The sequence below is a fragment of the Pseudomonas sp. X10 genome (assembly GCF_054889225.1).
In genome coordinates this window covers 5,594,463-5,618,115 of sequence record NZ_CM142677.1, presented here as the reverse complement: position 1 = coordinate 5,618,115, position 23,653 = coordinate 5,594,463, and the positions used below count along the sequence as shown (strand labels likewise).

General features: G+C 62.1%; 22 protein-coding genes. 13 read left to right on the top strand and 9 right to left on the bottom strand.

Translation table 11 applies throughout. The annotated features are described in order from the left end of the window. The first annotated feature begins 12 nt into the window (after positions 1-12). Positions 13-546, top strand: a complete 534-nt coding sequence (locus tag ACYU03_RS25575; protein ID WP_461887380.1) for a DUF3299 domain-containing protein — start codon at positions 13-15, stop codon at positions 544-546. A 49-nt stretch (positions 547-595) separates the two neighbouring features. Here the strand turns inward: ACYU03_RS25575 and ACYU03_RS25570 are convergent, their stop codons facing one another. Both ACYU03_RS25570 and ACYU03_RS25565 read right to left on the bottom strand, forming a co-directional pair. Further along, complete coding sequence (locus ACYU03_RS25570) at positions 596-1,492, bottom strand: D-hexose-6-phosphate mutarotase (protein WP_461887379.1); 897 nt, start codon at positions 1,490-1,492, stop codon at positions 596-598. 72 nt (positions 1,493-1,564) lie between these two features. Next, positions 1,565-1,963, bottom strand: a complete 399-nt coding sequence (locus ACYU03_RS25565) for an acyl-CoA thioesterase (RefSeq protein WP_003253317.1) — start codon at positions 1,961-1,963, stop codon at positions 1,565-1,567. Between the two features lie 361 nt (positions 1,964-2,324). On the opposite strand from ACYU03_RS25565, the gene ACYU03_RS25560 reads away from it, so the two are divergent. From ACYU03_RS25560 to ACYU03_RS25530, 7 genes are all read left to right on the top strand, one after another. After that, complete coding sequence (locus tag ACYU03_RS25560; RefSeq protein ID WP_461887378.1) at positions 2,325-3,614, top strand: MFS transporter; 1,290 nt, start codon at positions 2,325-2,327, stop codon at positions 3,612-3,614. Positions 3,615-3,779: 165 nt separating this feature from the next. Beyond that, positions 3,780-4,778, top strand: coding sequence for a phosphate ABC transporter substrate-binding protein PstS (locus tag ACYU03_RS25555; protein WP_461887377.1), 999 nt, complete (start codon positions 3,780-3,782; stop codon positions 4,776-4,778). Positions 4,779-4,917: 139 nt separating this feature from the next. Continuing rightward, the gene (locus tag ACYU03_RS25550; RefSeq protein WP_461887376.1) at positions 4,918-7,206 is read left to right on the top strand and encodes an ABC transporter permease subunit; all 2,289 of its coding nucleotides are present in this window, start codon (positions 4,918-4,920) and stop codon (positions 7,204-7,206) included. Positions 7,207-7,223: 17 nt separating this feature from the next. Then, on the top strand, positions 7,224-8,894 hold the full coding sequence (gene pstA, locus ACYU03_RS25545; RefSeq protein ID WP_461887375.1) for a phosphate ABC transporter permease PstA: 1,671 nt from the start codon (positions 7,224-7,226) through the stop codon (positions 8,892-8,894). Positions 8,895-8,995: 101 nt separating this feature from the next. After that, on the top strand, positions 8,996-9,829 hold the full coding sequence (pstB, locus tag ACYU03_RS25540) for a phosphate ABC transporter ATP-binding protein PstB (RefSeq protein WP_461887374.1): 834 nt from the start codon (positions 8,996-8,998) through the stop codon (positions 9,827-9,829). 119 nt (positions 9,830-9,948) lie between these two features. Continuing rightward, positions 9,949-10,719 carry a phosphate signaling complex protein PhoU gene (gene phoU, locus ACYU03_RS25535; RefSeq protein WP_461887373.1) on the top strand — a complete coding sequence of 257 codons (771 nt, stop codon included), beginning with the start codon at positions 9,949-9,951 and terminating at the stop codon, positions 10,717-10,719. Positions 10,720-10,880: 161 nt separating this feature from the next. Beyond that, the gene (locus ACYU03_RS25530; RefSeq protein WP_461887372.1) at positions 10,881-11,777 is read left to right on the top strand and encodes a response regulator; all 897 of its coding nucleotides are present in this window, start codon (positions 10,881-10,883) and stop codon (positions 11,775-11,777) included. A 113-nt stretch (positions 11,778-11,890) separates the two neighbouring features. Here ACYU03_RS25530 and ACYU03_RS25525 read toward each other — a convergent pair whose 3' ends face one another. The 3 genes from ACYU03_RS25525 to phoB all read right to left on the bottom strand — a co-directional run bounded on the left by ACYU03_RS25525 (position 11,891) and on the right by phoB (position 15,495). After that, complete coding sequence (locus tag ACYU03_RS25525) at positions 11,891-13,231, bottom strand: hemolysin family protein (RefSeq protein WP_461887371.1); 1,341 nt, start codon at positions 13,229-13,231, stop codon at positions 11,891-11,893. Between the two features lie 112 nt (positions 13,232-13,343). Next, positions 13,344-14,684, bottom strand: coding sequence for a phosphate regulon sensor histidine kinase PhoR (phoR, locus tag ACYU03_RS25520; RefSeq protein ID WP_461887370.1), 1,341 nt, complete (start codon positions 14,682-14,684; stop codon positions 13,344-13,346). Positions 14,685-14,805: 121 nt separating this feature from the next. After that, positions 14,806-15,495, bottom strand: a complete 690-nt coding sequence (phoB, locus tag ACYU03_RS25515; RefSeq protein ID WP_012312105.1) for a phosphate regulon transcriptional regulator PhoB — start codon at positions 15,493-15,495, stop codon at positions 14,806-14,808. Positions 15,496-15,644: 149 nt separating this feature from the next. Between phoB and ACYU03_RS25510 the strand changes: the two genes are divergently transcribed. After that, complete coding sequence (locus tag ACYU03_RS25510; RefSeq protein ID WP_461887369.1) at positions 15,645-16,016, top strand: COG4315 family predicted lipoprotein; 372 nt, start codon at positions 15,645-15,647, stop codon at positions 16,014-16,016. A 69-nt stretch (positions 16,017-16,085) separates the two neighbouring features. Here ACYU03_RS25510 and ubiA read toward each other — a convergent pair whose 3' ends face one another. Continuing rightward, the gene (gene ubiA, locus ACYU03_RS25505) at positions 16,086-16,976 is read right to left on the bottom strand and encodes a 4-hydroxybenzoate octaprenyltransferase (protein ID WP_461887368.1); all 891 of its coding nucleotides are present in this window, start codon (positions 16,974-16,976) and stop codon (positions 16,086-16,088) included. Next, positions 16,976-17,536 carry a chorismate--pyruvate lyase family protein gene (locus ACYU03_RS25500; protein WP_461887367.1) on the bottom strand — a complete coding sequence of 187 codons (561 nt, stop codon included), beginning with the start codon at positions 17,534-17,536 and terminating at the stop codon, positions 16,976-16,978. The genes ubiA and ACYU03_RS25500 overlap by 1 nt, the downstream gene beginning before the upstream one ends. A 153-nt stretch (positions 17,537-17,689) precedes the next feature. Here ACYU03_RS25500 and ACYU03_RS25495 point away from each other — a divergent pair, with 153 nt between their 5' ends. From ACYU03_RS25495 to ACYU03_RS25480, 4 genes are all read left to right on the top strand, one after another. Then, entirely contained in the window at positions 17,690-17,857 is a 168-nt protein-coding gene (locus ACYU03_RS25495) for a rubredoxin (RefSeq protein WP_003253349.1), read from the top strand. A 32-nt stretch (positions 17,858-17,889) separates the two neighbouring features. After that, entirely contained in the window at positions 17,890-19,038 is a 1,149-nt protein-coding gene (locus ACYU03_RS25490; protein WP_461887366.1) for an NAD(P)/FAD-dependent oxidoreductase, read from the top strand. A gap of 187 nt (positions 19,039-19,225) precedes the next feature. Continuing rightward, complete coding sequence (locus tag ACYU03_RS25485; protein WP_461887365.1) at positions 19,226-19,525, top strand: HU family DNA-binding protein; 300 nt, start codon at positions 19,226-19,228, stop codon at positions 19,523-19,525. Positions 19,526-19,701: 176 nt separating this feature from the next. Next, on the top strand, positions 19,702-20,076 hold the full coding sequence (locus ACYU03_RS25480) for a helicase (protein ID WP_461887364.1): 375 nt from the start codon (positions 19,702-19,704) through the stop codon (positions 20,074-20,076). A 12-nt stretch (positions 20,077-20,088) separates the two neighbouring features. Here ACYU03_RS25480 and ACYU03_RS25475 read toward each other — a convergent pair whose 3' ends face one another. Further along, positions 20,089-21,492, bottom strand: a complete 1,404-nt coding sequence (locus ACYU03_RS25475; RefSeq protein ID WP_461887363.1) for an HDOD domain-containing protein — start codon at positions 21,490-21,492, stop codon at positions 20,089-20,091. A 78-nt stretch (positions 21,493-21,570) separates the two neighbouring features. Next, the gene (recG, locus tag ACYU03_RS25470) at positions 21,571-23,649 is read right to left on the bottom strand and encodes an ATP-dependent DNA helicase RecG (protein ID WP_461887362.1); all 2,079 of its coding nucleotides are present in this window, start codon (positions 23,647-23,649) and stop codon (positions 21,571-21,573) included. Between the last annotated feature and the right edge of the window lie 4 nt (positions 23,650-23,653).

The following is a 23,653-nucleotide window of genomic DNA, read 5'->3' as shown; positions in this document are numbered from 1 at the left end:
CGAGCATTTTCCATGCGTGCGTTTTTCCTGATTCCCCTGCTACTGGCCAGCAGCCTGGCCCGCGCCGAGTTGCCTGAGACCGACTGGCTGGAACTGATGCCCAAGTCGGATCAGAAAGCCCTGGAGCAGATGCCCGAAATCGATCACGACTCCCCGGAAGCCATGGGGACCTTCACCGAAAAGGGCGGCCTGAAGCAGAGCAAGGGCTTGCCAGCGGTGATGTATTCGACCAAGACCGTGCCGGCCATGAACGGCAAGCAGATCCGTCTGGGTGGCTATCCGGTGCCGTTGGAAAGCGATGCCAAGGGCAACAGCACATTGTTCTTCCTGGTGCCTTACCCGGGCGCGTGCATCCATGTGCCGCCGCCGCCACCCAACCAGTTGGTGCTGGTGCGTTATCCCAAGGGGCTGAAGATCGACGATATTTACACGCCGTTGTGGGTCAGTGGCACGTTGAAGGTCGAGCAGGTCAGCAACGACCTGGCCGATGCCGCTTATGCCATGGATGCGGGGGCGGTGAGGGTGGTGGAAGAGGCGGACTTGTAGGCGCAGGGGCGGGGCCGCTATGCGCCCCGTCAGTTGTTGCAGTGCCGGCTTAGAGTGCTTCGTTGCCGATACTGACGCTTAACGAATGGCTGGCGCCAGGCGCCAGAGTCACCACATCGTCCCAGGCATTCGCCGTTTCGATGCACAGCATGCGCTGCCAGCCATCATCGGCCATGTCCGGCAAGTCCCGGGCACGGTCCGTCCACGGATTCCAGATCACCGTCGAGCGCGAGCCGCGGCTGAGCAGCGTGGTGCGCCGGTTCCAGTGGGGGTCGAGGATGCTCAGCCGTGCGGGCGTCTGCAGGTAGATGCGGTCGGTTTCGCCGGCAAAGCCCAACTGCCCCTGTTGCTTGCGCTGTTGCCAGTTGGCGAGGGTCTCGATGTAGTCCAGGCCTTCGACACCTTCGACTTGTACCTGGCGCGCGTCGCTGACAGCAAAGTAGCTGTGCAGCGCCTGGCTGATGGTCACGTTGTCGTTGCCGAGGTTGTAGCTGGTCAAGGTCAGGTTCAGCTGTTCACCCAGCTCGATCAGCAGCTTCAACTCGACGTTGTGCGGCCAGCCCGGTAGGTCGCCCTGGGCCTCGGGCAGACTGAACTCGATGCGAAGATCGTCGCCATCGCCGTCCATACCCAGCAATTGCCAGTCGCGGTCGCGTGCCAGCCCATGGGCTGGCGCCTGTTCGCCGTGGAACATGGCTTGCACACTCTGCGGATTACGCTGGAGGTTACCGAACCAGGGCCAGCACACCGGCACTCCGGCGCGCACGGACTTGCCGTGCTTGAACAGGGCCTGGTCGCTCAACCACAACAAAGGCGGTTCGCCCAGCCGCTGATAGCTCAGGACCTGGGCGCCCTGCTGGGCGATCAGTAGTTCGGCGTGGTCACTGGTGATACGCCAGCAATTGAGTTCGCCGTGTTGTTCTGCTTCGACCTTGGGAGTAGCCATGAGCTTGTCTCGTTGGTTTGCCGTAGGGCCTTTGGGCCTTGTGCCTTGCCACGAGTTTACCGCGCCCGAGGCTCAGCGACGAGGAACAGAGCGGGTACGGCCACTGCCATCGATGGCGACGAAGACGAACACCGCTTCGGTCACCTTGCGCCATTCACTGGACAGAGGATCGTCGCTCCACACCTCGACCATCATCTGGATCGAGCTGCGGCCGATTTCCAGGGTCTGGGTATAGAAGGACAACTGCGCGCCCACGGCTACGGGGACCAGGAAGGCCATGCGATCGATCGCCACCGTGGCTACCCGACCGCCAGCGACGCGGCTGGCCATAGCGGTGCCGGCCAGGTCCATCTGAGCGACCAGCCAGCCGCCGAAGATATCGCCAAAACCGTTGGTTTCGCGGGGCAATGCGGTGATCTGCAAGGCCAGGTCGCCTTGCGGAATAGGATCTTCTTGTTCGAGTTCAATCATGCCGTGGGGCCTCTGACCCGTGACGCTTCGTTGGTTGGCGCAATGACGGACGCCGTGAAAAACGATTCAGCACGAAACATACTACGCTGTTTTCGCTTTGCCTGGCGGCCAAGGGAAACTCTGCGAAACCGCCTGAGCATACAGACCGGCGTTTTCGCACAACATCCCACCTGGGGCGCAACCTTTTCCTACGAGAGGCCCAGTATATAGAGCCGCACATCCAGCGACGACCATGCATTCATGAATATCTGTATGGATTTTGTACCGCTATGTGCGCCCTGGAGCAATTTGTTATCTTCGCTGCTTCCCGAGCCAGGCGCCGCGTCACCAGCGGCTTGCACTACCTAATAAGAGAATGTCGATGACCTCCGTGCCCAGCAGTATCGAGCAGCCCTCACGGCCGCTGACCCACAGTGACTACAAGACCTTGTCGTTGTCCGCCCTTGGCGGCGCGCTGGAGTTCTACGACTTCATCATTTTCGTTTTCTTCGCCACCGTGGTCGGCAAGTTGTTCTTCCCTGCCGACATGCCGGAGTGGCTGCGCCTGATGCAGACTTTCGGCATCTTCGCTGCCGGCTACCTGGCGCGACCGCTGGGCGGCATCATCATGGCCCACTTCGGCGACCTGCTCGGGCGCAAGAAGATGTTCACCCTGAGCATCTTCATGATGGCTGTGCCGACCTTGATCATGGGCCTGTTGCCGACCTACGCGCAGATTGGCCTGTGGGCGCCGGTCCTGTTGTTGCTGATGCGGGTGATCCAGGGCGCGGCGATCGGGGGTGAAGTGCCCGGGGCCTGGGTGTTCGTCTCCGAGCATGTGCCGGAGCGCAATACTGGCTATGCCTGCGGCACCCTAACTGCTGGCCTTACGTCGGGGATCCTGCTCGGGTCCGTGGTAGCAACCCTGATCAACGGTATCTACAGCCCAGAGGAAGTGGCGGATTTCGCCTGGCGTATTCCGTTCCTGCTCGGTGGTGTCTTTGGCCTGTTCGCGGTCTACCTACGCCGTTGGCTGCATGAGACTCCGGTGTTCGCCGAGATGCAGGCGCGCAAGGCGCTGGCCGAGGAAGTTCCGCTGCGCGCAGTGCTGCGGGACCACCGTGGCGCCATCGTGCTCTCCATGTTGCTGACCTGGCTGTTGTCGGCAGGCATCGTGGTCGTGATCCTGATGACCCCGGCGCTGCTGCAGAGCCTCTACCACGTCAGCCCGACCGATTCGTTGCAGGCCAACAGCTTGGCCATCGTGCTGCTCAGCTTTGGCTGCATCGCCGCCGGCCTGCTCGCTGACCGCTTTGGCGCCGGCCGAGTGTTCGTGATCGGCAGCCTGTTGCTTCTGGTTTCGTCCTGGACCTTCTTCCACACGTTGCCGACCCATCCGGAGTGGTTGTTCCCCCTGTACGCGCTGACCGGCCTGTGTGTAGGTGTCGTTGGCGCCGTTCCTTATGTGATGGTCAAGGCCTTCCCACCCATAGTGCGTTTCAGCGGCCTGTCGTTTTCCTACAACCTGGCCTATGCCATCTTCGGTGGCCTGACACCGATGGTGGTCACTGCCTTGCTCAAGTTCAGCCCCATGGCGCCGGCCTACTATGTGGCGGGTATCTGCACCGTTGGTCTGTTGGTGGGATGCTTCCTGCTGGCGAAGAACCGCTGAAATCCCTCTAGCATCCTCCTAGCAACATTTTGCAAAGGCCATCCCGCAGTCGCGGTGATGGCCTTTCATCCAATTGTCACATTCGGGTCATAGAGTGTTCATGCGGCCTGCAGATACTTGGGCCAGATCCATCTCACTCCCCGAATATTGTGCTAGGAGCAAGGCATGAAACTGAAGCGTTTGATGGCGGCCCTGACTTTCGCCGCTGCTGGCGTTGCCACCGCCAATGCGGTAGCCGCTGTCGACCCTGCGATCCCGACTTATACCAAGACCACTGGCGTGTCGGGCAATCTCTCCAGCGTCGGTTCCGATACCCTGGCCAACCTGATGACCCTGTGGGCCGAGGCCTACAAGAAGGAATATCCGAACGTAAACATCCAGATCCAGGCTGCCGGTTCCTCCACCGCGCCACCCGCGCTGACCGAAGGTACCGCCAACCTCGGCCCGATGAGCCGCAAGATGAAGGACGTCGAACTGCAGGCCTTCGAACAGAAGTACGGCTACAAGCCAACCGCCATCCCGGTTGCCGTCGACGCCCTGGCCGTGTTCGTGCACAAGGACAACCCGATCAAAGGCCTGACCATGGCCCAGGTCGATGCAATCTTCTCTTCGACCCGCCTGTGTGGTGCCAAGACCGACGTGAAAACCTGGGGTGACCTGGGCGTGACCGGCGACCTGGCCAACAAGCCAGTTCAACTGTTCGGCCGTAACTCGGTATCTGGCACCTACGGTTACTTCAAGGAAGAAGCCCTGTGCAAAGGCGACTTCAAGCCTAACGTCAACGAACAGCCTGGTTCGGCTTCGGTTGTGCAATCGATCAGCAGTTCGCTGAACAGCATCGGCTACTCGGGCATCGGCTACAAGACCGCCAGCGTCAAGACCGTGGCCCTGGCCAAGAAAGAAGGCGGTGACTTCGTGGAAGACAACGAAGCCAACGCCCTGAACGGCACCTACCCGCTGTCGCGCTTCCTGTACGTCTACGTCAACAAGGCGCCGAACAAGCCTCTGGCTCCGCTGGAAGCCGAGTTCGTGAAGCTGGTGCTGTCGAAAGTGGGCCAGGAAGTCGTGGTCAAGGACGGCTACATCCCGCTGCCGGCCAAAGTCGCCGCCAAGGCGCTGGCTGACCTGGGGCTGGAAAACGCCGCAGGCGTCGCCAAGAACTAAGCGTGAGACCGGTGGGGGTTGGCAAATGTCCGCTCCCACCAACAATTCTCAGTCCGCAGCCAGGGAAACCTGAGAGGCGGACTTTTTTGCGTCACTGCACTGTCATGTTTTTGTCATACGGGACCGCTAGGGTGTGCGCATGAATGATCTGGCCAACTCCACAATGACCCAAAATCCTCCTCCCGTGCGAATTGACTTCAATACGCCCGAACTGCAACGCAAGCGCCGTCTGCGCGCCCTCAAGGACCGCCTGACCCGCTGGTACGTACTGGTGGGCGGGCTTGCCGTGCTCGCGGCTATCACGCTGATCTTCTTCTACCTGGCCTATGTGGTGCTGCCGTTGTTCCAGGGCGCCGAACTGACCAGCAGGAAGGCCATGGAGCCGGCCTGGCTGCAGCAGGATGCCGGCAAGCCGCTGATGATCGCCCTCGAAGAGCAGAACCTGTTGGGGATGCGTGTTTCCGACAAGGGCCAGGCCTTGTTCTTCGACACCAAGAACGGTGATGAGGTCAAGCGCCTGGACCTGCCGCTGCCGGCGGGCACCCAGGTGACCTCCATCGGCGGTGACCAACCAGGCAGCCCCTTGGTGGTGCTGGGCCTGTCCAACGGCCAGGCGCTGGTGTTCAGCCACAGCTACAAGATCACCTACCCAGACAACAACAAGACCATCACCCCCGCTATCGACTTCCCCTATGGCCAGGAGCCGTTCGTCCTGGATGAACAGGGCCGGGCGCTGGAGCATGTCAGCCTCAACTCCAATGGCGATACGCTGGTCGTTGCCGCTTCGATCGGTTCCGATCTGCAGGTGGTGTCGCTGACCCGCGAAGAGAACATGATGACGGGTGAGGTCACCAGCGACCAGGATCGTATCGACCTGCCGCAGATGAACGAGCCGGTGAAAGCGATCTTCATCGACCCACGCCAGCAGTGGCTCTATGTGATCAATGGTCGTGCTCAGGCGGATGTCTTCAGCCTGCGCGACAAGAGCCTTAATGGCCGCTACAAGCTGCTTGCGGACGGCAATGCGCAGATCACCGCCAGCACCCAGTTGGTGGGTGGCATCTCGCTGATCTTCGGCGACTCCAAGGGTGGCCTGAGCCAGTGGTTCATGGCCCGTGACCCGGACGGGGAGCAGCGTTTCAAGCAGGTCCGCTCCTTCCAGATGGGTAAGGCCGCGATTGCCCAGATCGATGCCGAGGAACGTCGCAAGGGCTTCATTGCGCTGGACGACGACGGCAAGCTTGGCGTGTTCCACAGCACCGCGCACCGTACCCTGCTGGTAGAGCCTGCGGCCGAAGGCGCGGGTGTGTTGGCTCTGTCGCCACGCGCCAACCGCATCATCATCGAAGAAGGTGGCAAGCTGCTGCCACTGAGCCTGAGCAATCCGCACCCGGAAGTCTCCTGGAGCGCGCTGTGGGGCAAGGTCTGGTATGAAAACTACGATGAGCCGCAGTACGTCTGGCAGTCCACCGCTTCCAACAGTGACTTCGAGCCCAAGCTGAGCCTGTCGCCGCTGACCTTCGGTACCCTGAAGGCCGCGTTCTACGCGATGATCCTCGCTGCACCGCTGGCCATCGCCGCCGCCATCTACACCGCCTACTTCATGGCGCCGGGCATGCGCCGCAAGGTCAAGCCGGTGATCGAGTTGATGGAGGCGATGCCGACGGTGATCCTCGGTTTCTTCGCCGGTCTGTTCCTGGCGCCGTACTTGGAAGGCCACCTGCCCGGCGTGTTCAGCCTGTTCCTGTTGACGCCTATCGGCATCCTGCTCGCAGGTTTCATCTGGAGCCGGCTGCCCGAGTCTATCCGCCTGCGCATCCCGGATGGTTGGGAGGCAGCGATCCTGATCCCGGTGATCCTGCTCACTGGCGGGTTCGCGCTGTACATGAGCCCGTTCATAGAGACGTGGTTCTTCGGCGGCGACATGCGCCTGTGGATCACCAACGACCTGGGCATCACCTACGACCAGCGCAACGCCCTGGTGGTCGGTATCGCCATGGGCTTCGCGGTCATCCCGAACATCTACTCGATCGCCGAAGACGCCGTGTTCAGCGTGCCGCGCAGCCTGACCCTGGGCTCCCTGGCCCTGGGTGCCACGCCTTGGCAGACCCTGACTCGCGTGGTCATCCTGACCGCCAGCCCGGGGATCTTCTCGGCGCTGATGATCGGCATGGGGCGCGCGGTGGGTGAAACCATGATCGTGCTCATGGCCACCGGCAACACCCCGGTCATGGAACTGAACCTGTTCGAAGGCATGCGCACCCTGGCTGCCAACGTAGCGGTGGAGATGCCTGAGTCGGAAGTCGGCGGCAGCCACTACCGCGTACTGTTCCTCGCTGCACTGGTGTTGTTGATGTTCACCTTCGTGATGAACACCTTGGCTGAGCTGATTCGCCAGCGCCTGCGCAAGAAATACTCGTCGCTTTGATAGAAAGGTAGAGATCCGTGAAACAGGATTCCCTCAAAGGCTGGTTCAAGAGCGGCGCCCCCGGCGTCTGGATCAGTGGTGGCGCGGTCGCCATCGCAGTGATCATGACCGTGGGTCTGCTTACAGTGATCGCCGTCCGCGGCCTGGGCCACTTCTGGCCGGCTGACCTGATCCAGGCCAATTACAATGTGCCCGGACAGCCCGATCACGTGGTGATCGGCGAAGTGGTGCAGATGGAAGAAGTACCGCGCGCCCGTCTCAAGGGCGCTGGCTTGCCGGTGCCGGACGATGGTCCGGAGTTCATGACCCGTGAGTTGGTCAAGGTCGGCAACCGTGATCTCAACGGCAGCGACTTCAGTTGGGTGGTCGGCGAATGGCTGACCGACCTGCAGAAGCCGGTGGACCTGATCGCCCTGGAACGCCGCGAGTGGGGTAACTTCTATGGCTACCTGGTCAGTGTGAAGGAAGAGGGGCGGGTGGTCGCCGAAGGCCAGGCAGCCTGGGCCGAGCTGCAGGCGCGCCTCAAGCGTGCGAACAAGCTGGCCAGTGAACTGCAGACCCTCGAGAAAAAGGATATCGGTGCCATTAACCATGGCCTCGAACGCCTTCGCTTGCAGGGGCGCAAGCTGGAGCTGCGCGGTAAGCTCGACGCCGCCGCCCAGGCCGACATCGAAGCCGGCCGGGCTGAGCTGAATAACCGCTACAAGGCCATCGAGGAACGTCTCGGCGACCTGCACCAGGCCTTCGCCCGCGATAGCCTGGTGGCTCGTGACGGCAATGGCCGTGAGGTGGAGATCAACCTGAGCAAGGTGGTCCACGCCTACCAGCCGAACGCCATGGGCAATTTCACCAAGATGGGTGTGTATTTCGGCAAGGTCTGGGAGTTCCTCAGCGATGACCCGCGTGAGGCCAACACCGAGGGCGGTATCTTCCCGGCCATCTTCGGTACGGTGATGATGACCCTGATCATGGCCGTGATCGTCACCCCGTTCGGTGTGCTGGCCGCTGTCTACCTGCGTGAGTATGCGCGCCAGGGGCCGGTGACCCGTCTGATCCGTATCGCCGTGAACAACCTGGCTGGCGTACCGGCGATCGTCTACGGCGTGTTCGGCCTGGGCTTCTTCGTCTATGTGCTGGGTGGCTCGCTGGACCACCTGTTCTTCCCAGAGGCCTTGCCGGCGCCGACCTTTGGCACACCGGGCCTGCTCTGGGCTTCGCTGACCCTGGCGTTGCTGGCCGTGCCGGTGGTGATCGTCGCCACCGAAGAAGGTTTGGCACGGATTCCGCGTACCGTTCGCGAAGGCTCTCTGGCCCTTGGTGCGACCAAGGCCGAGACTCTGTGGAAGATCGTCCTGCCGATGGCCAGCCCGGCGATGATGACCGGGATGATCCTCGCCGTGGCCCGTGCCGCCGGCGAAGTGGCGCCGCTGATGCTGGTAGGTGTGGTGAAACTGGCGCCTTCGCTGCCGCTGGATGGCAACTACCCATATCTGCACCTGGACCAGAAGATCATGCACCTGGGCTTCCATATCTACGATGTCGGCTTCCAGAGCCCGAACGTCGAGGCCGCGCGGCCGCTGGTGTACGCCACGGCGTTGCTGCTGGTGCTGGTGATCGCCACCCTGAACCTCTCGGCGGTGTGGATTCGTAACCACCTGCGCGAGAAGTACAAGGCGCTGGACAGCTGACTTTAGCTTTAAGCCACAAGCGGCAAGCCCCAAGCAGATTGCCGCTTTGCCCTAACTTGCAGCTTGCAGCCTGAGCTTGCAGCTACAAATGGAGTGAGACCATGCAACACGAAACTCATGCTCATGGCATCGACATGTCGGCCTTGGGCCGCGACAAGCAGAGCCTGCGCCTGGCTGATGAAACCGTAGCCATCGAGGTGCCTGGCCTGAGCCTGTACTACGGCGATAAGCAAGCGCTGTTCGACGTCAGCATGAATATCCCCAAGCAGCGTGTGACCGCCTTCATCGGCCCGTCCGGCTGTGGCAAGTCGACCCTGCTGCGCACCTTCAACCGCATGAACGACCTGGTCGATGGCTGCCGTGTCGACGGCGCGATCAACCTGTACGGCAACAACATCTACCGCAAGGGTGAAGACGTGGCCGAGCTGCGTCGCCGCGTCGGCATGGTGTTCCAGAAGCCCAACCCGTTCCCCAAGACCATCTACGAGAATGTCGTCTACGGCCTGCGTATCCAGGGGATCAACAAAAAGCGCGTACTCGATGAAGCCGTGGAGTGGGCGCTCAAGGGCGCGGCCCTGTGGGAAGAGGTCAAGGACCGGCTGCATGACTCGGCACTCGGCTTGTCCGGTGGCCAGCAGCAGCGTCTGGTGATCGCCCGTACCATCGCCGTGGAGCCGGAAGTGCTGTTGCTCGACGAACCCTGCTCGGCACTGGACCCGATCTCGACCCTGAAGGTCGAAGAGCTGATCTACGAGCTCAAGTCCAAGTACACCATTGTCATCGTGACCCACAACATGCAGCAGGCGGCGCGGGTTTCCGACTACACCGCGTTCATGTATATGGGCAAGCTGGTCGAGTTCGGCGATACCGACACCCTGTTCACCAACCCGGCGAAGAAGCAGACCGAAGACTACATTACCGGCCGCTACGGCTAACGGCAGCTGCGAGCTTCAAGCGGCAAGCTGCAGAAAGCAGCTCGCACGCGGCCAAGGACTGACACGAACCACTTAAAGCTTGCAGCTTGACGCTTGCAGCTTCTTCGCGGAGCGATAGCATGATTAACAAAGATAGCCTTACGCATCACATCTCCCAGCAGTTCAACTCCGAACTCGAAGAGGTGCGCAGCCACCTCTTGGCGATGGGCGGCCTGGTCGAGAAACAGGTCAACGACGCGGTTACTGCACTGATCGAGGCCGACTCGGGCCTGGCCCAGCAAGTGCGTGAGGTCGACGACCAGATCAACCAGATGGAGCGCAACATCGACGAGGAATGCGTGCGCATTCTCGCCCGCCGCCAGCCGGCGGCCTCTGACCTGCGTCTGATCATCAGTATTTCCAAGTCGGTGATCGACCTTGAGCGCATTGGCGACGAGTCGACCAAGATTGCCCGCCGCGCCATCCAGCTGTGCGAGGAGGGTGAGTCGCCACGTGGCTATGTCGAGGTCCGGCATATCGGTGACCAGGTGCGCAACATGGTCCGTGACGCCCTGGACGCCTTTGCCCGCTTCGATGCCGACCTGGCCCTGTCGGTGGCCCAGTACGACAAGACCATCGACCGCGAGTACAAGACGGCCCTGCGCGAGCTGGTGACCTACATGATGGAAGATCCGCGGTCGATCTCGCGGGTCCTCAGCGTTATCTGGGCCCTGCGTTCGCTGGAGCGTATCGGCGACCACGCGCGCAATATCTCGGAGCTCGTGATCTACCTGGTGCGCGGTACCGACGTGCGCCACCTGGGCCTGAAGCGAATGAAGGCCGAGGTCGAAGGTAGCGGTGCAAGTGAAGTCGAAACCGCTAATGTTCCGGCTGAATCTGACGATAAATAAAGCTGCCTCGAGAATGAACGCCCGGCTCTGGCCGGGCGTTTTCGTTTGCGCTCGGGCAAAACAGCAGGCACCCGCGAACGATGGACGAGTCCCGGCGTGACCAGTTTTGGCAAATGGCCATCAGTCGGCGGTATGCTAGTCGGGAGTCAAGAGGAGTGGCGATGAGTAAAGTCAGTGTACTGGTTGTGGATGATGCGCCGTTCATTCGTGACCTGGTGAAGAAGTGCCTGCGCAACGCCTTTCCGGGCATGCTGATCGAAGACGCGGTCAACGGCCGTAAGGCCCAGACTCTGTTGAGCCGTGAGCGTTTTGACTTGGTGTTGTGCGACTGGGAAATGCCGGAAATGTCAGGTCTGGAATTGCTGACCTGGTGCCGTCAGCATCCGCAGATGAAAACGCTGCAGTTCATCATGGTGACCAGCCGTGGCGACAAGGAAAACGTGGTCCAGGCCATCCAGGCCGGGGTATCGGACTTCGTCGGCAAGCCTTTCACCAACGAGCAGTTGTTGACCAAGGTGAAGAAGGCGCTGACCAAGCTCGGCAAGCTGGAGAGTCTGGTTGCCAGTGCCCCGGCGCGGTTCAACTCGGCCTTTGCCACCGATTCGCTCAAATCCCTGACTGGGGGCCGTGCGCAAAGCGTCCAGGCTACGCCTGCGGCAGCACCGGGCAAGCCACTGATCGAGCCTTCCACCGCCAAACTGGCTGTCGCTGCGGCGCCAGTGGGACGAGGCCAGGGACAACTGCGTCTGGCCAGCGGCAGCCTGCCTTGCGTGATCAAGGCCCTGAGCCTTAAGGAAGCGCTGCTGGTGATCCGTCGTACCGATGCTTTGCCGCATGTCCTGGAAGGTGCGGTACTGGACCTGGAGCAGGGCGAGAATGCCGAAGTGGCCCGTCTCAATGGCTACCTGCATGCGATCGCGGCACTGGAGCCCAAGGCTGACAGTGACTGGCTGCAGCTGACCTTCAAGTTCGTCGACCAGGACGCCCAGAAGCTCGACTACCTATCGAGGTTGATCGCCCGGGGCACCGCGCAGAAGCATTTCATTCCCGGCGCCTGAGAGGCGGTCTCGATAATGTCGGTACCAGTTGATGATGCCAAGGCACAGCTTCGCCATGAACAGGAGCACTATGCGGGCTGCCGGACTTCACCGTCGGCAACCCGTGACCTGGCTCAGTCGAGCTTGAGGACCTTGGTCAGGACGATCTTCGGGCCTTTCATCTTCTTGATGATGATGCGCAGGCCTTCGACCTCCAGGACCTCCTCTTCCTCGGGCACGCGCTTGAGGGTCTCGTAGACCAGGCCCGCAAGGGTTTCCGCCTCGATATGGTCCAGGTCCACGCCGAGCAGGCGCTCGACCTTGAACAGTGGCGTGTCGCCACGCACCAGCAGCTTGCCCGGCTGGTAGGCGAGGATGCCGCGTTCGGTCTTGCGATGTTCGTCCTGGATGTCGCCGACCAGCACTTCCAGCACGTCTTCCATGGTCAGGTAGCCGATGACCTTGCCGTCGGCCTCCTCGACCAGCACGAAGTGCGCACCGCCTTTGCGGAACTGTTCGAGCAGTTGCGACAGCGGCATGTGCCGGGACACGCGCTCGAGCGGCCGGGTCAGCTCGCTGAGGTCCAGGGTCTCGGGGATGTGGTCCAGCTCGGCCAGTTCCAGCAGCAAGTCCTTGATGTGGAGAAGCCCGATGAACTCAGCGCGTTCGGCGTCGTAAACCGGATAACGGCTGAATTTATGCCGGCGGAACATCGCCAGGATCTCCTTCAGCGGCGCATGGGCGTCGAGGCTGACCATGTCTTCTCGGGAGTTGGCCCAGTCGACCACCTCCAGCTCACCCATTTCCACGGCCGAGGCCAGCACGCGCATGCCCTGGTCGCTCGGGTCCTGGCCACGGCTGGAGTGGAGGATCAGCTTGAGTTCCTCGCGGCTGTAGTGGTGCTCATGGTGCGGGCCGGGCTCACCTTGGCCGGCGATGCGCAGGATGGCGTTGGCGCTGGCGTTGAGCAGGTAGATGGCCGGGTACATCATCCAGTAGAACAGGTACAGCGGCACGGCGGTCCACAGTGACAGCAGCTCGGGCTTGCGGATCGCCCAGGACTTGGGCGCGAGCTCGCCGACCACGATGTGCAGGTAGGAGATCACGAAGAAGGCGATGAAGAAGGAGATCCCTTTGATCAGTTCTGGTGTGTCGACGCCTATGGCCGCTAGTAGTGGTTCGAGCAAGTGGGCGAAGGCTGGCTCACCGACCCAGCCCAGGCCCAGGGAGGCGAGGGTGATACCCAGCTGGCAAGCCGACAGGTAGGCGTCCAACTGGTTGTGGACCTTGCGCAGGATGGAGCCGCGCCAGCCGTGCAGCTCGGCAATGGACTCGACCCGGGTCGAGCGTAGCTTGACCATGGCGAACTCGGCGGCAACGAAGAAACCGTTGAGCAGCACCAGGAACAGGGCAAAGAGAATCATGCCGAAATCGGCAAAAAGTGAAATGAAACTGATACCAGCGGAAGGGTCCATGATGGGGTTTTACGGGGTCCGTCTTCAGGAAAAGGGAGAAAGCGGTGCCAGCATGGGCTGGCACAGGAGAGCCAATGTAGCGGCTGAAGCCGCAAATGCAAAGGGTCGCGCCTCAGGAGGGCTTGCTGGTGGCGATCTGTACAGGGGCGAAATGGCAGGTGAAAGTGCTGCCGTGCCCCGGCACGCTGCTGATTTCCAGGGTGCCCCGGTGTCGTAGCAGCACATGCTTGACGATGGCCAGGCCTAGGCCGGTGCCCCCGGTGTTGGAGGCACGGCTCGAATCGACCCGGTAGAAGCGTTCGGTCAGGCGGGGCAGGTGCTTGGCGTCGATGCCGATTCCCGAGTCCTGCACGCTCAAGTGCGCGCCCTTGCCATCGGTCCACCAGCGGATGCGGATCTGGCCTTCGTCCGGGGTGTACTTGACCGCATTGAAGATCAGGTTGGAAAACGCGCTGCGCAGTTCCGCCTCGCTGCCTTTGAGGCGTACGCCCGGGGTGGCTTCCAGGGTGATGCGCTGGTTGCGTTGGCCGGAGAGGGCCTGGGCGTCGGCTTTCACCGACTGCAGCAAGGCGTCGACGGTCACCGGTTGATTGTCCGAGGGGTAGTCAGTGGCTTCCAGTTTGGCCAACAGCAATAGGTCGTTGAGCAGCGTTTGCATCCGTCCACTTTGCTGGTGCATCTGCTGCAGGGCGCGGGTCCAGCGCGGGTTGACCTCCTCCACGTTGTCCAGCAGGGTTTCCAGATAGCCGGTGATCACAGTCAGTGGTGTGCGCAGCTCGTGTGAGACGTTGGCGACGAAGTCCTTGCGCATCTGCTCGAGCTGGTGGATGCGGGTGACATCACGCACCAGCATCAGGTGCTCGTTGTTGCCATAACGGGTGATGTTCAACTGCACCCGCAGGCGGTCGTTGATCGGTGAAGGGATTTCCAGGGGTTCGAGGTAGTTTTCCTGCTCGAAATATTCCTTGAAGCGCGGATGGCGGACCAGGTTGGTCACTGGCTGGCCACCATCCTGAGGGGTCTTGAGGCCCAGGAGGGTCTCCGCTGCGCGGTTCCACCATTCCAGGTTGCCTTCGCTGTCGAGCATGATCACCGCATCACGCAGGGCCGCAGTGGACTCCTGGACCCGGTCGATCACCGCTTGCAGGCGCCCCCGCACGCGCTGATCGCGACGTTGCAGGTGATAGATGCTGTCGAACACTTCACCCCACAGGCCATAGCCATCGGGCGGGGCTTCATCGGGTTGGTGATTGCTTAGCCAGTGATGCAGGCGCAGCAGTTGCTTGAGTGTCCAGCCCAGGTAGAGCGCCAGGCCCAGGGCCAGGCTCCAGCCGTAATAGCCACTGATCAGGCCGCCCAGCAGGCAGGCAGTGATCAGCAGGAGCATGTGACGAATCAGGGTTGAATGCCAGTTCTGGTTCAATTGACAGATCCTTCGGATCAGCTGCGACATGCAAGCTACACGCTGCAAGAAGAAGCGGATCGGTGGTGCTGTTAGTCCTTTCTATCAAGCCTGGAACTGTGAGCCTGGTAAACGCAGCCTGCTCGTTCAGCTTGAGGCCTGGAGCTTGCAGCTAGCTTTTCGTAGAAAAGCGGTAGCCGGTGCCGCGGACGGTTTGTACCAGATTTTCATAGGCTTCACCCAGCGCTTTGCGCAGGCGACGGATGTGTACGTCGACGGTGCGCTCCTCGACATAGACGTTGCCGCCCCAGACTTGGTCGAGCAACTGGCCGCGGGTGTAGGCGCGTTCCTGGTGGGTCATGAAGAATTGCAGCAGGCGGTATTCGGTCGGGCCCATCTCGGCCGGCTTGCCGTCGATGGTCACGCGGTGGCTGATCGGGTCGAGCAGCAGGCCACCGACTTCGATGGGGGCTTCGCTGTCGCTGGGGCCAGCGCGGCGCAGCACAGCCTTGAGGCGGGCCACCAGTTCGCGGGGCGAGAAAGGCTTGGTGATGTAGTCGTCGGCGCCGACTTCCAGGCCCTGGATCTTGTTGTCTTCCTCACCCTTGGCGGTGAGCATGATGATCGGGATGTCGCCGGTCAGCTCGTCACGCTTCAGACGGCGGGCCAGTTCGATGCCCGACGTGCCCGGCAGCATCCAGTCGAGCAGGATCAGGTCTGGCTTGCGGTCCACGATGATGGCGTGGGCCTGCTGCGAGTTTTCCGCTTCCAGGCAGTCATAGCCGGCCATCTCCAACGCAACGGCGATCATCTCGCGAATGGGCGCTTCGTCGTCAACGATCAGAATGTTTCTGCCAACCATGCTCAATACCTCTCCCAGGAACGGTGTCTTGGCCCGCATTAGATAACGGAATTATTGCAGTCGTGTGACAGGTCGTGGGGCGTTCTAGCGACATCCCATGACTGAGCTAGGCTTTTAATCCCCAACCCCCGAGAAAAACGGTGAATCCAATGACACGATCAACGCTGAACTGGATGGCTCTTTTCGCTGTGCTGGCGCTGCCGGGGGTGGCGTCTGCCCACCATGCCGAGGAGAGGGACGGCGTATGGGTCGATAACGACGGCATGACCCTCTACACCTTTGACAAGGACACCGATAACAAGTCCGTGTGCAACGACGGGTGCGCGAAGAACTGGCCGCCACTGCTGGTCAAGCCCGGCGATGAGGCGGCCGAGGACAAGTGGACGCAGGTCAGGCGGGATGATGGTTCCATGCAATGGGCCTACGGCGGCAAGCCGCTGTATACCTTCGTCAAGGACAAGAAGGCCGGGGATACCACCGGCGATGGTATCAACGATGTCTGGCACGTTGCCAAGCCATGAGTCGATCTTGCATTTGCAGGAGCCAGTGTTAGCTGGCTCCTGTCCCGGCCCTGCAAAGCAAAGGATCTTTCAGCGCAGGGCGTACTCCAGCACGATGCTGATGAAGATCAGCATCCCCGCCCAATGGTTGTGCAGGAAGGCCTTGAAGCAGGAGTCGCGGTCCAGCTTGCGTGTCGACCAGTATTCCCAGGCGAAACACAGCGCCGCGCCGAACAGGCCGAGGTGGAACCAGCCACCCAGCTCGAACTGGTTGCCGGCCAGCAGCAGGCAGCCCAGCGACAGCATCTGCAGGGTCAGGATGATGGTGCGGTCTGCCTCGCCGAAGAGAATGGCCGTGGATTTCACGCCGATCTTCAGGTCATCGTCGCGGTCGACCATCGCGTAATAGGTGTCGTAGCCCACGGTCCACAGCACGTTGGCGATGTACAGCAGCCAGGCGCTTGCCGGCAGTTCGCCGCCGGCGGCGGTAAAGGCCATGGGGATGCCCCAAGAGTACGCTGCGCCCAGCACCACCTGCGGGTAGTAGGTGTAGCGCTTCATGAAGGGGTAGCAGGCGGCCAGTGCCAGGGCGCCGAATGACAGCCACACGGTCCTGGCGTTGGTGCACAGCACCAGCAGGAAGCTCAACCCGACCAGAATGGCGAACAATACCAGGGCTTCGCGTGATTTCACCCGGCCGCTGGCCAGAGGACGGTCGGCGGTGCGTTTGACGTGGCCATCCACCTTGCGGTCGGCAAAGTCGTTGATGGCGCAGCCGGCGGCGCGCATCAGCACGACACCGAGGCCGAAGATCAGCACATTGGCCAGGGTTGGCGAGCCCTCGCCGGCGATCCACACCGCCGACAGGGTCGGCCACAGCAACAGGTAGATGCCGATCGGGCGGTCCATGCGGCTCAGCTGGATGAAGTCCCAGGCCCGTGGGTGCAGGCGGTTGAGCGATTTGAGCATCTGCAGGTACATCAGCGAGTCTCCTCGACGGCCGCGGCTTGCCACAGGGCTGGCAGGAACACCTCGGCCACCAGCACGTTAAGACCTTCGCGTTCGAACCGCGAGCGTCGGCCCCAGAGCCCGTCGTGTGGCGCATCGGCTGGCAGCCATGCCTGTGGGTAGCGGCACACCTCGATCGGGTGGCGGGTGAAGGCCTGGTCGCAGAACAGCAGCTCGCCCAGCGAGCGGCTCCCCAGGGTTTCGAGGTCCAGGCCGCCGCGCAACAGGGCGCTGCGTGCCGCCACGCTGCGCGCGAACACCCAGGCCTGGCCGTGGCCACGCAGGTACACCTCGCGCACCCAGCCTTCTGCGCCGGGCGGCAGGTCGAGCGCCAGGCACTCGTCGTCACGCAAGCGTTGCCAGCCTTCGTAGAGTGGCGTGACGGCGAAATGATCGTCGGACAGGCGGGTCAGGCGGCGGGTCAGGGACCCCTGGTCGAACAGCCAGTCGAGGGTCGGCTGGGTGATGTCACAAGCCAGCTGTGAATACGGCAGCCACGCTACAGCGGCTGCTTGCGGGGTTTCGTACGGCACGTTAGGTATGCTGATACAGGCCAGAGAGGTGGCGAGCTTAGCATGTTTGGCCAGGCTGCTTGCATACTGCTGGCAGGGCCAGTACAAAGCCCCTGGCTGATGGCCGCCCCGAAGTGGCCACGCCAAAGCCTGAGTCTGTTCGAGGAACCCGTGATGAAGAAGTGGCAGTGTATTGTCTGTGGCCTGATCTATGACGAGGCCGAAGGCTGGCCGGACGATGGCATCGCCCCCGGTACCCGCTGGGAAGATGTGCCCGAAGACTGGCTGTGCCCCGATTGTGGCGTCGGCAAGAGCGATTTCGAAATGATCTCCATCGGCTGATCCACCCCCATTCTGACGAGAGGAAGCAAGACATGACGTCCCCTGTGGTGATCATCGGTACTGGCCTGGCGGGCTACAACCTGGCCCGTGAATTTCGCAAGCTCGATGGCGAAACGCCTTTGCTGCTGATTACCGCTGATGATGGTCGTTCTTACTCCAAACCCATGCTGTCGACCGGTTTCGCCAAGCAGAAGGACGCCGATGGCTTGTGCATGGCGGAGGCGGGCGCCATGGCCGCCCAGCTCAAGGCCGAAATCCGCACCCATACCCGCATCAGCGGTATCGACCCTGGCCACAAGCGCCTGTGGATCGGCGAAGAAGAGGTGCCTTATCGTGACTTGATCCTGGCCTGGGGCGCGCAGACCGTACAGGTGCCGATAGAAGGGGACGCGAGCGATGCGGTCTTCCCGATCAACGACCTCGAGGATTACGCGCGCTTTCGCGTTGCAGCAGCAGGCAAGCAGCGCGTGCTGATTCTCGGGGCTGGCCTGATCGGTTGCGAGTTCGCCAACGATATGAGCCTGGGTGGTTACCAGGTCGAGGTGGTGGCGCCGTGCGAGCAGGTCATGCCAACCCTGCTGCACCCGGCAGCCGCTGCCGCCGTACAGGCCGGCCTGGAAAGCCTGGGTGTGGTTTTTCACCTGGGCCCAGTGCTGACACGCTTGCAGCGCACGGGGGAAGGGCTGGAGGCACACCTCTCGGATGGCAGCGTGATTGCCTGCGATTTGGTAGTGTCGGCCATCGGCCTGCGCCCACGCACCGACCTAGCGGCGGCGGCGGGCCTGCAGGTCAATCGTGGCGTGGTGGTCGATCGGCAGTTGCGCACGTCCCACGCCAATATCTTCGCCTTGGGCGACTGCGCGGAAGTCGATGGCCTCAACCTACTGTATGTCATGCCTCTGATGAGCTGTGCCCGGGCCCTGGCGCAGACCCTCAATGGCAATCCCACCGCTGTGGCCTACGGGCCCATGCCAATCACGGTGAAGACACCGGTTTGCCCACTGGTGGTCTCGCCGCCACCGCCTGGGCGCGAGGGTACCTGGCAGGTCGAAGGCCAGAATGCGGACCTCAAGGTGCTCTGCCATGACGCCAATGGCGAGCTGCTGGGCTATGTCCTGACAGGCGCGGCGGTCATGGAGAAGCTGGCGCTGAACCGGCAGCTTCCGCCGCTGATGGCGTAAATAGCAGGCGTTATGTCTGGTTTGCCCTGTCCTGGCTGCGACAAAGGCCGCCTAGAGACTGGCGCGACCCCTGTCAGCATGCCATCCTCACTCCCGTCTGCCGCAGATTAGAGCCTGCGGTGCCTTGAGCGCTGCTCTCGGGAGCAGCACGGCATAACAACAAAAAACCCGTCAAAGAGGCTTCACTATGCGTAAACCAGAACTCGCCGCTGCAATCGCCGAAAAGGCTGATCTGACCAAGGAAAAGGCCAACCAGGTCCTCAATGCCGTGCTGGATGTCATTACCGCCGCGCTGGATAAAGACACGGTGACCTTGGTCGGCTTCGGTACATTCGAGAAACGTCACCGCGGTGCTCGCACTGGCAAGAACCCGCAGACCGGCGCACCGGTCAAGATCAAGGCTAGCAACACCGTTGCCTTCAAACCCGGCAAATTCCTCAAGGACAGCGTCAATTCGGCTCCGGCACCCAAGAAAAGCAAAAAGTGATGTCTCGAACCCACTGCATGCGCTAACAAACGGGCACCTTATGGTGCCCGTTGTTTTATGCCGTCGGGATGCCTACCTCATGCTTGCTGACGGAATGGACCTGGATGAACGGTTAGCAATCGTTCATTAAAAGGCTAAGATGCGCGACTCAGTCATTTTGTTGCCGAGGCGCATACATGAAGTTTCGCTTTCTTCTCTGGGCCATGGGCCTGCTGATGGCCAAGGCCAGCCGGAAGAACCCGGCATTCCAGCAGCAATTGCAAGGTAAGGACCTGGTCTTCCAGATGCAGACCCTCGACGGCAGGGTCGCACGGCACTTCATCGTCAAGGACCTGCGTATCACCAGCAAGGGCGGCGTGCATCCGCAACCGGCTTTTGCCATTGCCTTCAAGGACGCCGCGTTCGGCTTTGCCACCCTGCAGGCCAGCAACAAGCAACTGGCGTTCATGCAGGGGATTCAGGACAAGAATATCCAGATCAAGGGCAACCCAGCCCTGGTGATCTGGTTCCAGGGCCTGATGAAGTACCTCAAGCCTAAAAAGAAAGCCTGAGTAAGGGGCGGATCAGTGGTTCGTGTGGAACTGGGAAGCCAGTTCGCGCAACAAGACCTCGGCTTCCAGCACCTTGCTGACCACATCTTCGGCTTTCTCCCGGGTCAGGCTGAGACGCTCGAACAGGGCTTCGGGAATGGGGGCCTCGGGCCCCGAGCCGATGCCACGCGAGCGCAGCAGGCGTGTGGCCAGGCATACCAGGTTGGGGAAGGCCGCGTATTCACCGTCATAAGACGGATCGTGCTGGAAGCGCAGCGCGGTGGACAGCTCTTGTGGCATGTCCCAGAGCCCCATCAACCAGGCGCCGATCTGTTCCCGGCTGATGCCCAGCAGGTGTTGTTCGACGTAGGTGTGGCACAGGTGCGGGTTGACCTCCAGGTGGCGGCAGATCAGCGAGAAGTGCGGTGGAAACACGTGCGCCAGGAGCAGGTAGCCGAAATTGTGCAGCAGTCCGGCCAGGTAGGTGAGCCCGGCTTCCGGGCGTTCGGCGCGCGGCATTGCGCGGGTCAGGCCTTCGATGACTGCGGCAGTGTAGATCGATTGCTGCCAGTACGGCGTGGCCTGTTGCGGGTGGTCCTTGGGCAGGTTCATGGTCTTGCCCAGCGCCAGACCCAACGCCAGGTTGATCACCAGGTCGAAGCCCAGCACCCGTACGATGGCATCTTCGACCGAGCGGATCTTGCCGGGCGAGGCATAGTAAGGCGAGGCCGCCCAACTGACCACCTGGGCGGCCAGGGCCGGGTCGGTCTCGACCACGCCGGTAATGTCGTCGATGCTGGCGTTGGGGTCGACGCGAAGCTTGATGATCTTGTGCGCGGTATCCGCCAGGGGCGGGATTTCGATGGTCTGCTCCAGGCGTTGCTGAATGCGCCGCGCGGTGAAGGCTTGGACGGCCTGGGTGATTTCCTCACGGTCATCGCCTGGGCGGTCGAGGTTGGGGCGGATGTCCCTGACGGGTTCGCCGAAGTTGCCGGCACTGGCTTTGCTCAGCATCTTCTTGAAGTCGTCGCGGGCGATTTCAAGCAGCAGGCCTGATTCGCCAGACTGGACCAGCAGAGCGTCCGGCACCAGCAGGCTCTCTTCGTAGAGGCATGGCGAGCTGGTCAGCGCCGGAATGGCGGGCAGGGCCTTCAGGCCGTGCTTGTCGAGCATCTGTTTCAGGCGCGCCAGGGGAACGGCAACGAGCTTGCGGCCGGTGAGTTCGGTCAGGCGCTTGAGGTCCAGCAGTTGGCTCTGGGGGAAGAGCACCATCAGGGCCCCGATCTCGTCGTCGAGCAGAATTGCCTGGACCTTGGCGGCAGGTGGCAGTTGCGGCTGCTCAGATACTTCGCGATAGGCGATGCCAAGCTTGTCGAGCAACAGCCGGATGACAGACGGAGCGTGGGGGGTTGCGGTGTCCAGAGCAACTTCAGTCATGGTCTGTATCCAAATTCTTCTACGATCGCAAAGTATAACCAGCTTCGATCATGAGCTGGATTCATTCTGGGACGGGTATTACACCTGTCCATATTGCTGGCCATGGCGCAGCCAGCGGTCGAGCAACGGGCTCACATGGCCGGGCCAGCGTGCCAGCAGGGCCTGGGCTGCGTCACGCACCGCCGGCAGCAGGTCGGCATCGCGCATCAGGTCTGCGACCTTGAACTGCAACAGGCCGGTTTGCCGGGTCCCGAGCATTTCACCTGGGCCGCGCAGCTCCAGGTCCTTTTCGGCGATGACGAAACCGTCGTTGGTTTCCCGCATGATCCCCAATCGCTCGCGACCAATCTGTGACAACGGTGGGTGGTAGAGCAGTACGCAGTGGCTGACCGCGCTGCCTCGGCCCACCCGGCCACGCAACTGGTGGAGCTGGGCCAGGCCGAGCCGTTCGGGGTTTTCGATGATCATCAGGCTGGCGTTGGGCACGTCCACGCCGACCTCGATCACGGTAGTGGCCACCAGCAGTTGCAGGTTGCCTTCCTTGAACTCGGCCATGACAGCGGCCTTCTCCGCGGGCTTCATGCGCCCATGGATCAGGCCGACACGCAGTTCGCCAAGGGCGCTGCCGAGCTCCTCGAAAGTGCTTTCGGCGGCCTGGCAGGTCAGCTCTTCGGATTCCTCGATCAAGGTGCAGACCCAGTAAGCCTGGCGCCCTTCGGCGCAGGCGGCGCGAACCCGCTCGACCACTTCGAAGCGGCGGCTGTCGGCGACCAGCACGGTATTGACCGGGGTGCGGCCAGGCGGCAACTCGTCAAGGACCGAGGTGTCGAGGTCGGCATAGGCACTCATGGCCAAGGTGCGCGGAATGGGTGTTGCGGTCATGATCAACTGGTGCGGGCACAGTTGGCCGTCGACGCCCTTCTGGCGCAATGCCAAGCGCTGCTGGACGCCGAAGCGGTGCTGTTCATCGATGATCGCCAGGGCCAGGCGCTTGAACTTCACCTCTTCCTGGAACAACGCATGGGTGCCGACCACCATGGGCGCGCCGTTGGCGATCTGCTCCAGGGCACTGATGCGGGCCTTGCCCTTGAGCTTTCCGGCCAGCCAGGCGACTTCTATCCCAAGCGGCTCCAGCCAGCGTTTGAAGGTGATGAAGTGCTGCTCGGCGAGGATCTCCGTAGGGGCCATCAGCGCCACTTGGTAACCCGCCTCGAGCGCCTGCAGCGCAGCCAGGGCGGCAACTACTGTCTTGCCGGCACCGACATCGCCCTGGACCAGGCGCAGCATGGGCTCTGGTTGGCTCAGGTCGTAGGCGATCTCATTGCCGACACGCTGTTGGGCGCCGGTGGGTGTGAAACCGAGGTTGGCCAGGTATTGCGCTGGCAGACGGGAGGCCTTCGGCAGTGCCGGGGCGCGCAGGGAGCGCAGGCTTTCGCGCAGGCGTTGTTGCGACAGCTGGTGGGTCAGCAGTTCTTCGAAGGCAAGGCGGTACTGTGCCCAGTGCTGGCCCTCGGCGAGCTCGTCGAGGTCGGCATCGGCCGGCGGGTTGTGCAGGTAGCGAATGGCGTCGTCCAACGGCGCCAAGTGGTAATCCCGGGCCATTTCCTCCGGTAGCCAGTCCGGCAGGCTGCGCGGGCCGAGCATGGCCAGGCTCTGTTGGCACAGCAGGCGTAGGCGTTGCTGGGTCAGGCCTTCAGTCGTCGGGTAGATCGGCGTAAGGGTCTGCTCGACAGGGGGCGGGGGCTCGTCGCCATTGAGCGCGCGATACTCCGGGTGGTAGATCTCCAGGCCGGAGGCCCCGGGGCGGGCTTCGCCATAGCAGCGCAGATGGGTCCCGCGCTTGAGGCCGTTCTTCTGCGCATTGCTGAAATGATAGAAGCGCAGGCTGAGCACGCCAGTGCCGTCACCTAGGCGCACCACCAGGCTGCGGCGTTTGCCCATGGTGACATCGGCGCCGCTCACCACGCCTTCGATGACCGCGTCTTGACCGGGACGCAGGGCCCCGATGGGCACCACACGGGTGCGGTCCTGATAGCGCAGGGGCAGGTGGAACAGCAGATCCTGGAGGTTTTCCAGGCCGACCTTGGCGAGCTTCTCCATCATGGCGTCGCCAACACCCTTCAGCTCCGTGACCGGGACCCTCGACAACTCGGTCATGGGA